The following is a 12321-nucleotide window of genomic DNA, read 5'->3' on the forward strand; positions in this document are numbered from 1 at the left end:
CCTCCCATGTCGAATAAAGAGATGATTATTAAAGGAAAATTCCGCTACCGCCCGACCGGTTGGAAATTCAGCAACTCGGTGCGGTTTTTGCTTTTTGTTGCTCTTGCTTTCTTTTTGTATACGGCGCTAGCTGGGGAGATGCTGAAGGAAACGTATGATATTCGGCTGAACAGCGTGGCGGACCGCAATATCCTGGCGCCGGAGCAGATTGAGGATAAGAAAGCGACAGCGAAGGCAGAAGAGGAAGCGGCTCAAAAGGTTCAACCGGTGTACACTGCGGTTTCTCTGCCCAACGAACAGCTCGTGGATTCGATCTTCCGCGAGCTGGAGCAGATTAACGCGGATGAGCAGGTAACCTTCGAGGATAAGGTTAACATTTATAAGACAGTGCTGCCTCGGATGTACGATGAGTTTTTTGATTCTTGGATCCGCTCCAGCAAATCTAAAGGATTATACAGCGAGCAGTTTTACAAGGAAATGAAGTCCAAGCTGGAGGAGCAAAAATACCGGCTGCAGGAAGAAACGTTTTTTAAGCTCCCGCGTCTGACACGGGAGGAGCTTGCCGAAATGAAGCCGGTGGCGATGGGGATCGTAGAGCGGCTGATGACGGAATCGGTTGTTGATGCACAGACGGTAAGAGCGAAGGTGCCGGAAATGGTCAACACCTCGTCTCTGACTAAAAAGGTGACCCGTGAGCTTGTTCAAGAAATTGCCCGGTTTAGCGTAAGCGCGGGTAAATTTGCCGATACCGATGCCACGGAGCGGGAACGGGCAAAGGCTAGAGAGAATACGCCAACGGTCTACATAAGCAAAGGTGATATTCTCGTAGCGGAGGGTGAAACGATTACCGAAGACCTTTATCAGAAGCTTGCTGATTTAGAGCTTTTGAAGGATCGCGTCCAATATTGGCCGCAGCTTGGTCTTGGCATGCTGGTTGCCGTATTATCGCTGCTGCTCTACTTGTTCGTACGGGACAGCCGGCTGCCGGTACGTACGAATAACGCGCAGTTGATTATGCTCATGCTCATCGTCGTTATTAATGTGCTTGTGCTTAAGCTGGTATCGATTGGGCAGGGCTTTAATGCGCCGCTTGGGCTCATTGCTCCGGTAGCGATGGGAACGATTTTGATCGCGATTTTACTGGATGATCGTCTTGCTTTCATATCTTCGATTCTTTTTGCTATTGTTTCAAGCATTATGTTTAACCAGAATCAGGTCGAGCTGTTTAATTTCAAGTATGGCTTTATTGCCATTGCGGTGTGCATTATCTCGATTTTCGCCATTCAAAAGGCGAGTCAGCGGTCCTCGATTTTGAAAGCGGGCATTTTGATATCGCTGCTGGCCTGCTTCAGCCAAGGTGCCCTGCTCCTGCTTGAAGACAACTACGACCCGCATTTACTGCTGCTGTCGCTTGCCTACGCCTTTGGCGGAGGACTGCTGACGGCGGTGCTGGTCATCGGCATTATGCCGTTCTTTGAGGTTACCTTTGGCATTCTATCACCGCTGAAGCTGGTGGAGCTGTCGAATCCGAATCATCCGCTGCTGCGCAAGCTGCTGACCGAAACGCCGGGCTCCTACCACCACAGCATCATGGTCGGCAATTTATCCGAAGCGGCCGCAGAAGCGATCGGCGCCAACGGACTGCTTTGCCGGGTCGGCTCGTTCTATCACGATATCGGCAAGACGAAGCGGCCGGGTTATTTTATTGAAAACCAGATGGGCGGAGACAATCCGCATGACCATATTAATCCGGAGCTGTCTAAGTCGATTATTATCGCACATGCCCGGGACGGCGTGGAAATGCTGAAGGAGTACAAAATTCCGAAGCAAATTTGCGATATTGCCGAGCAGCATCACGGAACAACCCTGCTTAAATATTTTTACGTAAAAGCGAGAAAACTTCAGGAAGAGCGCGGTGAAGAGCCGAATATTCCGGAGGAAACGTATCGGTACCCTGGACCAAAGGCGCAAACGAAGGAAGCGGCCATCGTCGGAATTGCAGACTGTGTCGAGGCCGCGGTGCGTTCGCTGCGAAGCCCGACGATTGAACAGATCGACTCCACCGTTCAAAAAATTATTAAAGGACGGCTGGACGACGGGCAATTTAACGAATGTGATTTAACGCTGAAAGAGCTTGACGTTGTTGGCAAAACGTTAAAGGAAACGGTGCTGGGCATTTTCCACTCGCGCATTGAGTATCCTGAAGACTTAACCGCTAAAAAACCGAGCGATAATGAAAAAGGAGGCGTAAGCGCGTGAGCTTAACGCTGGAATGGTCTAATGAGCAGGAGCAAATGCAGCTTCCGGAGCAGCTGATCGGACATTTGGAACAAATATTGCAGCTGGCCGGAAAGGCGGAGGGCATCGAAACGGGCGAGGTTTCCCTCACCTTTGTCGATAATGAAACGATCCATGAGCTTAACCGCCAATACCGGGGCATCGATAAGCCGACGGACGTGCTATCCTTTGCGATTCAGGAAGATGGCGAAGGTGAGATTGACATCATGTTTGAAGAAGATGACAATCTCGATGATATGCAGGACCTGCTCGGGGATATTATTATTTCCGTTCCGAAGGCGAAGGAACAAAGCGAGGAATATGGACATTCCTTAGAGAGGGAGCTTGGCTTCTTGTTTTTACACGGATTCCTTCATCTGATCGGTTATGATCATGAGGACGAGGCTTCCGAAAAGGTGATGAATGATAAACAGGAGGCCATTCTGCTTCAAGTAGGCTTAACGCGATGAGAAAATGGCTCCTTTCCGTAGGATATGCTTGGGAGGGCATTGCTCAAGCGGTCTCAACCCAACGCAACCTGCGTATTCATCTGGTTGCAGCGGCTGTTGCGGCCGCTTTCGCATTGTGGCTTGAAGTAAGCCGGACGGATTGGCTCATCTTATTTTTAACGATAGGGTATGTGATCACTGCAGAGCTAGTCAATACAGCAGTAGAGTATGCAGTCGATTTGGCTTCGCCTCAGCGTTCTCCGCTTGCGAAGGCGGCTAAGGATGCCGCTGCAGGCGCCGTATTGGTGGCCGCGTTCATCTCGGTTATTGTTGGGGTTATCATTCTAGGAATTCCGCTTATACATAAGGTGTTTGGATAAGGAGCAGCGCATATGATCAACGAAAAAGAAGTGAACCGTCTTCTCGAAGCCGCAGGAGAAGCGATGAAAAAGGCTTATGTCCCGTATTCCCAATTTCAAGTGGGTGCGGCCTTGTTGGATTCACAAGGTAACGTTCATCTCGGCTGCAATATCGAAAATGCAGCTTATGGGCCGACCAACTGTGCCGAACGGACGGCGATGTTCCGGGCCGTTGCAGACGGTCATCAGCCGAGATCTTTCCAAGCAATGGCCGTCATTGCCGACACGAAACGGCCGATTTCTCCTTGCGGCGTATGCAGGCAGGTCATGATTGAGCTTTGCGGACCGCATATGCCCGTGTTTTTAACCAATTTGCAAGGCGATCTGCAGCAAACCACGGTTGCGAAGCTGCTTCCGGGAGCATTCAACGAGGAGGATCTGCATGAGCGCCCATAATAAAAATGCATTTAAATCCGGTTTTGCGGCGATGATTGGAAGACCGAATGTGGGGAAATCGACGCTGCTGAATCAAATTGTCGGCCAAAAGATCGCGATTATGTCGGACAAGCCGCAGACGACCCGCAATAAAATTCAAGGCGTGTATACGACTGACGACAGCCAGATCGTATTTCTGGACACGCCGGGCATCCATAAAGCGAAGCATAAGCTTGGTGACTTTATGGTGCAGGTGGCTACGGGCACGCTCAAGGAAGTTGATGTGGCGCTGTTTCTCGTTGATGCCGAGGAAGGCATGGGGGGCGGAGATCGGTTTATTGCCGAGCAGTTTGCCGGGCTGAAGACTCCTGTTTTTCTGGTTATTAACAAAATCGACAAGGTTCATCCTGACCAGCTCCTGCCTTTGATCGACAGCTATAAGGAGCTGCATGATTTTGCTGAGGTCGTTCCGGTATCGGCACTGCAGGGCAACAATGTGAATACACTGCTGCAGCAAATTACCCGTTATTTACCAGAAGGACCGCAGTATTATCCATCGGATCAAGTGACGGATTATCCGGAGCAGTTTATTTGCGCGGAGCTGATTCGCGAGAAAATTTTGCAGCTGACGAGAGAAGAGGTTCCGCATTCGATCGCCGTGACCATCGAGGATATGAAGGTGGAGGACAATGGCGTGGTCCATATCTCCGCTGTTATTTTCGTAGAGCGCGATTCCCAAAAGGCAATCGTCATCGGCAAGCGCGGCGCATTGCTGAAGGAGGTTGGCAAGCAGGCTCGTGGGGACATCGAGGCGCTGCTCGGCTCGAAAACCTTCCTGGAATTATGGGTTAAAGTGAAAAAGGATTGGCGCAACGAAATGCGGGTGTTGAAGGAGCTCGGTTTCCGGCACGACTAAGCTGGAAATTGCCTTCCACTTTTTTCATGGATAGTGTCGTCGGGTTCGTACCATCCTATAAATACAACTGCATAGTCATTCCCTTACAACCGAAAGGATGAATACGAATGCGCGATTTTTCCTGGAAGTACTTTGCGATGACCGGTGACGTAGAGTCCTATCTGCTGTATAAAGAAGTGGATCGACCGGAGCCGTTAACGCTGGAAGACTATGAAGACCAATGGCAGAACGATGCCGATGACGAAGTATTGATGTAATTGTGCAGCATTTTTTGATTTGAAATGGAAGTTGGCGAAGCAGTGCTGTATCGAGTCGAAGGAATTGTGGTCCGCAGCATGGACTACGGGGAAGGCAACAAGATTGTAACGCTATATACAAAACAGACGGGTAAGATCACTGTCATGGCTCGCGGGGCGCGAAAGCTGAAAAGCAAATTTGGCGCTCTCGCGCAGCCGCTTACCCATGGGGAATTCGTTTTTTTTAAAACGGGCTCCGGGTCCATGGGGACATTAAATCACGGTGAAATTGATCGTTCTCACAGCCGCCTGCGCGAGGATCTAACGCTGGCGGCTTATGCTGCATACATAGCCGAGCTGACTGACCGTTTAACAGAGGATGGAGAGGCGAACCCTTTTTTATTCGAACAGTTAAAAGCGAGTCTCGTCTCGCTTGAAGAAGGGAAGGATCCGCAGATTGTCACCCATCTCTTCGAGTGGAAAGTAAGCGCGGCAGCAGGCTACGAGCCGATGCTGGAAGCCTGTGCCGCATGCGGAGCGGACCCTTCGGAGGGGCTTGCCTTCAGCGCGGCAGCAGGGGGCTGGCTTTGCCGTATCCATAGGCTCCAAGATCCGCAAAGCATACCCATGGATGGTTCAGCATTCAAGCTGCTGCGGCTGCTTGTCGCCTTGGATGCACGGCGGATGGGCAGTATTGCCGTAAAACCGGAATCCAAGCTGCTGATGAAGCAAATGGTCAGACTGTGGTTCGAACATCATATCGGGATTCGTTTCAAATCCCTCCATTTTCTCGATCAGCTTGAGGGCTTGTTCGACAAAAAAGAGTGAATCTTGTTTTTCCTTGTGGAAAAGCAGGATTTTTTTTCTTAGGAGCGTATATAATAATACGACTAGGGCTTTGATAAAGCTGGTGATATGACAATGAACCATGTAAAGATTAAAATTTTGGTTGACGCGGACGCCTGTCCCGTCAAAGAGGAAATCGCCGGCGCCGCCCGGCGATTCGACATCGAAGCATGGTTTGTCGCTTCCTACGCACACCGAATTCCGCCCATGGACGGGGCTAAGGTGATGCAGGTCGACGACAGCAGCCAGTCGGCCGATTTATTTATTGCCAATCATTTGAGCAAGGGAGATATCTTAGTCACTCAAGATTACGGGCTTGCAGCGATCGGTTTAGGCAAAAAGGCGGTTGTGCTTTCGAATCGGGGCCAACAGTACGAAGAAGAAACGATTGACTTCATGCTGGCGCAAAGGCATGAAGCGGCTAAACAGCGTAGAAACGGAAGGTATGGGAAAGGGCCAAGACCTTTTACAAACGTAGACCGGGACAAGTTTCTACAATGTTTGACAAAAGTTTTACGTTCTATGCAGGAAAACGGGGTCTTATAGCGAATACTATTACGTGTTAATGCGGGTGTGGTGATATTTAGGTGTTACGGGGAAACATACCGGATGAGATTATAGAGGCGATCCTCAAGCACCATGATATTGTCGAAACCGTCGGGAAATACGTGAGCTTGTCGAAGAGAGGCAAAAACTATTTAGGATTGTGTCCGTTTCATTCGGAGAAAACACCATCCTTCACGGTATCTCCAGACAAACAAATTTTCCATTGCTTCGGATGCGGTGCCGGAGGTAACGTCATTAAGTTTGTTATGGACGTTGAGGGCATGTCGTTTCCGGAGACGGTGCGCCAAATGGCGGAGGATATCGCCCTTCAGGTCAGTTGGGAGGATTCGGCGGAAGACTCCGGGGCACAACGGGATGCGGATTTATACGAGGCTCATGAGCTTGCAGCGAAATGGTTCCATTATATATTGCTGAATACCGAATACGGTCGAAGAGCAATGGACTATTTGCGAAGCAGAGGCTTTAGCCAAAAGCTGATCGATACGTTTCGCATCGGTTATGCGCCGGACAGCTGGGATTCACTGACGCAATTTTTAGCCAAGAAGGAATTCGATTTAAGCCGGATGGAAAAAGCGGGGCTGCTTGCAGCCAAGCAAGACGGGAGCGGATATGTCGACCGCTTCCGTGACCGAATCATGTTTCCAATCGCCGATCCCAAGGGGAAGGTTATCGCGTTCGGCGGCCGGGTTTTGCAGGACGGACAGCCAAAGTATTTAAACAGCCCGGAAACACCGCTCTTCACGAAAAGCCAAAGCTTGTACAATTTTCATCAAGCGAGGGCAGCGATTCGCAAGAAGGGCAGTATCGTGCTGTTCGAGGGTTATGTCGATGTCATCAAAGCCTGGTCGGCCGGAGTAGAGAACGGTGTCGCTACTTTAGGAACGGCGTTAACCGAGCGTCACGCCGGCATTTTGAAGCGCAATGCAGAGCATGTCGTTCTGTGCTATGACGGTGATAACGCGGGGCTTAATGCAGCGGGCAAGAGCATACCTTTATTGGAAGCGGTTGGACTGAAAGTGACCGTCGCTCAGCTTCCGGACAAAATGGACCCGGATGAATATGTAGCGGCATACGGGGCGGACCGTTTTGTAAAAGATATTATAGAAGCTCCGGTTTCCGTCCCGGCGTTCCGCCTTTCCATGATGAAGCGCGGGTACCGGCTTCATGATCACGAAGATCGGCTGCGCTACATAAAGTCTGCCGTGAAATTCGTATCCGAGCTTGCTTCGCCAACGGAAAGGGAACACTACTTAAGGCAGATCTCAGAAGAATTTCAGTATTCTTTTGATGCGCTTAAGCAGGAAACCAATGAAATCAGGTCGAATTATCAAAAAAAACAATCCTCCGGGGATAATAACGAGATTCCGTGGAATAATGTTATGAATGTAAAGCGTTCTGTGCGCAATGACATTCCCCCGCTGCGTCCAGCCTATTACAATGCAGAACGACAACTGCTATTTGTAATGATGAGCGACAGGGATGCGGCTATGCATGTGCAATCTCACCTTGGCGACCGATTCAACGTAGATTCACATGCGGCCATAGCAGCGTACTTATACGCTTATTATGCTGAGCATGACGAACTGAATCTAGGTTCTTTTTTGTCGGCGCTGCAGGACGCGAAATTGGAACGGGAGGCAAGCTCGATATCGCTAATGGATATTAACGCTTCAGCCGGCTTGAATGTGTTGGACGATTTGATCGGCGTTATAAAAGATCGTTATGAGGGACATACGGTCATCAACCGGCTAAAAGAAGAGGTAAAAGAAGCGATTCAGCGCGGCGACGATATTCGAGCTGCACAAATTGAACTTGAGATTATAGCCCTAGAAAGAAAGTTGAAGAAACAAGACGTCTAGGGAGGAGGAGCAGAAAGATGGCGAACGACCAACATACTGAACTGGAAACGGAGCAGACGCTGGCCCAAGTCAAAGACCAGCTAATTGAGCTCGGCAAAAAAAGATCTTCCTTAACATATAAGGACATTATGGAGAAGCTCTCTCCATTTGAGCAGGATCCGGAGCAAATCGATGAATTTTTCGAGCAGCTTGCCGACCTTGGGATCGAAGTAGTAAATGAGTCCGAGGAAGATCGTATGCCGATCGGTGCGGATGATAGCGATCACGAGGATTTTCAGTTTGACGAAGATTTTGCCCTGCCGCCAGGCATTAAAATCAATGACCCTGTGCGGATGTACTTAAAGGAAATCGGCAGAGTGCCGCTGCTGTCTGCTGACGATGAGGTGGAGCTTGCGAAACGAATCGAAACCGGCGATGAGGAAGCGAAGCGCCGATTAGCGGAAGCCAACCTTCGACTTGTCGTCTCGATCGCAAAACGTTATGTTGGGCGAGGTATGCTGTTCCTCGATTTGATTCAAGAAGGAAACATGGGTCTGATCAAAGCTGTAGAAAAGTTTGATCATACGAAGGGCTACAAGTTCAGTACGTATGCGACATGGTGGATTCGCCAAGCAATTACACGGGCCATTGCGGACCAAGCGCGGACAATCCGGATTCCGGTTCATATGGTTGAAACGATTAATAAGCTAATCCGCGTATCGAGACAGCTCCTTCAGGACCTTGGGCGCGAGCCGGCACCGGAAGAAATTGCAAAGGAAATGGATTTAAGCACGGATAAGGTTCGGGAAATTATGAAAATCGCTCAAGAGCCTGTTTCCTTAGAAACACCAATCGGTGAAGAAGACGATTCTCATTTAGGGGATTTTATCGAAGACCAGGAAGCTCTTGCACCAGCCGATGCAGCTGCATACGAACTGCTGAAGGAACAGCTTGAGGATGTACTGGACACCTTGACCGAGCGGGAAGAAAACGTCCTTAGACTTCGTTTTGGCCTTGATGACGGACGCACCCGGACATTGGAGGAAGTTGGAAAAGTATTCGGTGTTACTCGGGAACGGATTCGTCAAATTGAGGCTAAAGCGCTTCGTAAGCTGCGCCATCCTAGCCGGAGCAAACGCTTAAAGGATTTTCTTGAATAGATCGGAAACCGTAGACTTTCTGCTTGCAGAAGGTCTTTCTTTTTAACTGTAGCCAGGGAGTGACAGACGATGGATGCCGACAAAAAACAGACGATTATAAAAGAAATTGAAAGGTGGCGGAGAAGCAAGCTGCTTCCGGAGCACTACTGCGACTTTTTATTAAATTTATATTTGGACGAACATACCGAGAAGGAAAAAAAGGTGCTTGGAATGTCGTCAACGCAAATTCAAAGCAGCAGCCCGAAATGGTGGATTCTGTTCGCTGTAGGAATTGGTATCCTCGCCTACCTTATTCTTAATTTTACTTTGTTTCCAGACTATGTGCAAATCGGGATTTCTGCCGCTTCCGTCGGGATTCTTTACATCATGGGTTTCCGCATGCGGGATACGAAACCGATTGGTTCCCTTGTGCTGACCGCTTCAGCTTCCGTACTTATTTTAGTCATTGGTATGCTACTGTTATATTTGCATGGGTTGCTCGGAGAAGCTTCAGCAGTGATCGCTTATTTATTGTTTTGCAGTGTGGTATGGGTGGTTTCCGGGATTGCCCTGCGGCAAGGGATATTTCATTTATGCGGTTGGATTGGATGCTCTTTTGTTTATGCATGGCTGCTGCATCATCAAATTGATGCCATCTCATGGCCGATTGCACAGCTTTGCTGGCTTCCTCTATCTTTTTTATTCGGTTGGATTGCTTGGCTCGTACACCATCGCTCCAAAAAGAACGCCGTTGTGTTATTCATAACCGCACTCCTTCTTTGGTTTATGCCTGAAATTTATGTTATGGTTTTAACGCAAGAGTCGGCTTCCGTGATGCAGCTTTCGTTATTTGGTAAAATAGGAGCTGCAGGCGTACTGCTTTTTAGGTTTCGAAAAACATGGACAGAATGGGTTGTATAAACATGATTGTAAAGCTTTCAAAGCGATTGCAAACGATAGCGGAGCTAGTGCTCCCCGGTTCGAAAACCGCCGATATCGGCTCGGACCATGCTTTGCTTCCGGTGTATCTTGTTCAGCTTAACAAAATTCCTTTGGCCATAGCAGGGGAAATTAATGAAGGACCTTATGATGCGGCGGTCCGCGGGGTGGCGGAGGCAGATTTGAGCAAACAAATCACCGTCCGTCGGGGAGATGGCTTATCGGTTCTTATTCCCGGTGAAGTCGATGCTGTTACGATTGCAGGCATGGGCGGAGCATTGATTTCGCACATTTTAGAGAGTGGCAAGGAGAAGCTTGCTGGAGTGCGGCAGCTGGTCCTTCAGCCTAACGTTGGAGAAACATTTGTCCGGCAATGGCTGCGGGCGAATGATTGGTATTTGCAAAGTGAAACGATCTTAGAGGAAGATGGAAAGATCTACGAGGTGCTGAATTCGGTAAGAGCACCGGATGCTCATCAGCGTAATGCGGAGCTGTATTGCGTGGAATCGGAGGCCGGACTACAGATTCACGAAGAAATGAAGCTAACCTTTGGTCCATACTTACTTTTTCAAGAAAACTCTGTCTTTGAGCAAAAATGGAACGGTGAGCTCGCTAAGCTGCAAATGATCGCCAAGCAGATGAAGGAATCCGATTCGGAGCAATCCAAACGGAAGCTGCAGCAGTTTGAAGAAGAGATGAAGCAAATTACGGAGGTGCTTGCATGGCGGCAAAAGGCCAGACGATCATCCAAGTAATGGAGAAGTTTGCTCCGAAGCATTTGGCGATGGAGGGGGATAAAATTGGACTGCAGCTGGGCACTCTGCAAAAAGAGATCAATAAGGTGCTTATAGCGCTTGATGTCACGGATGCGGTAGTGGATGAGGCAATTCGTCTCGGCTGTGAATTAATCATTGCACATCACGCCATTATCTATCGTCCCCTTTCATCGATCCAAACGGATACGCCGGCAGGACGCTTGTATGAGAAATGCATTCGCAACGATATTGCGGTTTACATCTCACATACGAATTTAGATGTGGCCGAGGGCGGAGTCAACGATATGATGGCCGAAGCAATCGGGCTGAACGGTCCGTTTGCGGCGCTGGAAGAGGTACATACGGATAAGCTGTTTAAATTGGTGGTCTTCGTGCCGGAAGATCATCATGAACGGGTGCTGAATGGATTGTTTTCGGCAGGTGCGGGATGGATCGGCAACTACAGCCACTGCAGCTTTAATATCCCAGGTACGGGCACGTTCGTTCCTCGGGAGGGCACAAACCCATATTTAGGCGAGCAGGGGAAGCTGGAGCGCGCTTCAGAGGTGCGGGTTGAAACCATTGTTCCGGATAGCGTGAGGAAGGCGGTCATTCAAGCCCTGCTAAAAGCTCATCCTTATGAAGAGGTTGCTTATGATCTGTACCCGGTAGATTTAAAAGGCAGATCGTTTGGAATCGGGCGGGTAGGCAAGCTGGAGCAGGCGGAAAGCCTTGCGGATTTTACGGACAGAGTAAAGAAGGCATTGGGGGTCAACGCGGTTCGCGTAGTAGGTAGCCTGCAGAAGCCGGTGCGCAAAATCGCTGTTCTTGGAGGATCCGGCAGCAAGTATGTGCGCCATGCGCTTTTTGCGGGAGCGGATGTGCTTGTAACCGGGGACATCGACTATCACACCGCACATGACGCTGCGGCAGCGGGGCTGGCGATCGTAGATCCGGGTCATAATGTAGAAAAGATCATGAAGGAAGGCGTGGCTAAAGTGCTCCGGCGTCAATTGGCAGAGCGGAAAATTGAAGCGGAGGTCATCGCATCTGCCATCGATACGGAAATCTTTCAATTTTTGTGAGTTGTGATTTCGGGTGAAACCCGTTATACTAAGGTTCGTGTCAATTGGAACGGGAAGTTTGACAGACAATCGCCGGCGGCTTGGCCGCGGGAGGAAAGTCCGGGCTCCATAGGGCAGGGTGCTGGATAACGTCCAGTCAGCGCGAGCTGAAGGATAGTGCCACAGAAATGGACCGCCGATGGCGCGAAAGCGCACAGGCAAGGGTGGAACCGTGGTGTAAGAGACCACGAGGGGTACTGGTGACTTTACCCCTGGTAAACCCCACCTGGAGCAAGACCGAAGAGGGACGCAGTGTACAGGCGGCTTGCCGCCGAGAACACAGCCTCGGCCCGAGGCGCGTCCGGGTTGGTCGCTTGAGCCAGTCAGCAATGGCTGGCCTAGATAGATGATTGTCGCTCCCAATGGTGGGAGGGCGCTTTATGCGTTCGTTTGCACCACTGGGGAGAACAGAACCCGGCTTACGGCAAACTTTCTACATGA

13 protein-coding genes and 1 other RNA gene are annotated in these 12321 nt (G+C 49.8%); all 14 read left to right on the plus strand.

Going from position 1 to position 12321, the window contains the following annotated elements:
* Positions 1-6 precede the first annotated feature (6 nt).
* The 14 genes from GQS10_RS15350 (at position 7) to rnpB (ending at position 12317) form a co-directional block, all read left to right on the plus strand.
* Positions 7-2259, plus strand: a complete 2253-nt coding sequence (locus GQS10_RS15350; protein ID WP_166243731.1) for an HD family phosphohydrolase — start codon at positions 7-9, stop codon at positions 2257-2259.
* Positions 2256-2747 (plus strand): rRNA maturation RNase YbeY, encoded by a 492-nt coding sequence (gene ybeY / locus GQS10_RS15355; RefSeq protein WP_166243733.1) that lies wholly within the window; start codon positions 2256-2258, stop codon positions 2745-2747. The genes GQS10_RS15350 and ybeY overlap by 4 nt, the downstream gene beginning before the upstream one ends.
* Complete coding sequence (locus GQS10_RS15360; protein ID WP_166243735.1) at positions 2744-3106, plus strand: diacylglycerol kinase family protein; 363 nt, start codon at positions 2744-2746, stop codon at positions 3104-3106. The genes ybeY and GQS10_RS15360 overlap by 4 nt, the downstream gene beginning before the upstream one ends.
* Positions 3107-3118: 12 nt before the next feature.
* The gene (locus GQS10_RS15365; RefSeq protein ID WP_166243737.1) at positions 3119-3541 is read left to right on the plus strand and encodes a cytidine deaminase; all 423 of its coding nucleotides are present in this window, start codon (positions 3119-3121) and stop codon (positions 3539-3541) included.
* Positions 3528-4436, plus strand: coding sequence for a GTPase Era (gene era, locus GQS10_RS15370; protein WP_166243739.1), 909 nt, complete (start codon positions 3528-3530; stop codon positions 4434-4436). Before GQS10_RS15365 ends, era begins: the two co-directional genes overlap by 14 nt.
* A gap of 107 nt (positions 4437-4543) precedes the next feature.
* Positions 4544-4693, plus strand: coding sequence for a YqzL family protein (locus tag GQS10_RS15375; protein WP_166243741.1), 150 nt, complete (start codon positions 4544-4546; stop codon positions 4691-4693).
* Between the two features lie 24 nt (positions 4694-4717).
* Entirely contained in the window at positions 4718-5500 is a 783-nt protein-coding gene (gene recO / locus GQS10_RS15380) for a DNA repair protein RecO (RefSeq protein ID WP_207952291.1), read from the plus strand.
* A 93-nt stretch (positions 5501-5593) separates the two neighbouring features.
* Entirely contained in the window at positions 5594-6064 is a 471-nt protein-coding gene (locus tag GQS10_RS15385; RefSeq protein WP_166243743.1) for a YaiI/YqxD family protein, read from the plus strand.
* 41 nt (positions 6065-6105) lie between these two features.
* Positions 6106-7944, plus strand: a complete 1839-nt coding sequence (dnaG, locus tag GQS10_RS15390; RefSeq protein WP_166243745.1) for a DNA primase — start codon at positions 6106-6108, stop codon at positions 7942-7944.
* 17 nt (positions 7945-7961) lie between these two features.
* On the plus strand, positions 7962-9083 hold the full coding sequence (gene rpoD / locus GQS10_RS15395) for an RNA polymerase sigma factor RpoD (RefSeq protein ID WP_166243747.1): 1122 nt from the start codon (positions 7962-7964) through the stop codon (positions 9081-9083).
* Between the two features lie 69 nt (positions 9084-9152).
* Positions 9153-9983, plus strand: a complete 831-nt coding sequence (locus GQS10_RS15400) for a hypothetical protein (protein WP_166243749.1) — start codon at positions 9153-9155, stop codon at positions 9981-9983.
* A gap of 2 nt (positions 9984-9985) precedes the next feature.
* Positions 9986-10756 carry a tRNA (adenine(22)-N(1))-methyltransferase gene (locus tag GQS10_RS15405; protein ID WP_243735199.1) on the plus strand — a complete coding sequence of 257 codons (771 nt, stop codon included), beginning with the start codon at positions 9986-9988 and terminating at the stop codon, positions 10754-10756.
* On the plus strand, positions 10723-11841 hold the full coding sequence (locus GQS10_RS15410; protein WP_166243751.1) for a Nif3-like dinuclear metal center hexameric protein: 1119 nt from the start codon (positions 10723-10725) through the stop codon (positions 11839-11841). The genes GQS10_RS15405 and GQS10_RS15410 overlap by 34 nt, the downstream gene beginning before the upstream one ends.
* Before the next feature lie 53 nt (positions 11842-11894).
* Positions 11895-12317: RNase P RNA component class A (gene rnpB, locus GQS10_RS15415), an RNA gene on the plus strand.
* Positions 12318-12321 lie beyond the last annotated feature (4 nt).

The sequence above is a fragment of the Paenibacillus turpanensis genome, from assembly GCF_011421635.1.
Classification (GTDB): Bacteria; Bacillota; Bacilli; order Paenibacillales; family YIM-B00363; genus Paenibacillus_AK; species Paenibacillus_AK turpanensis.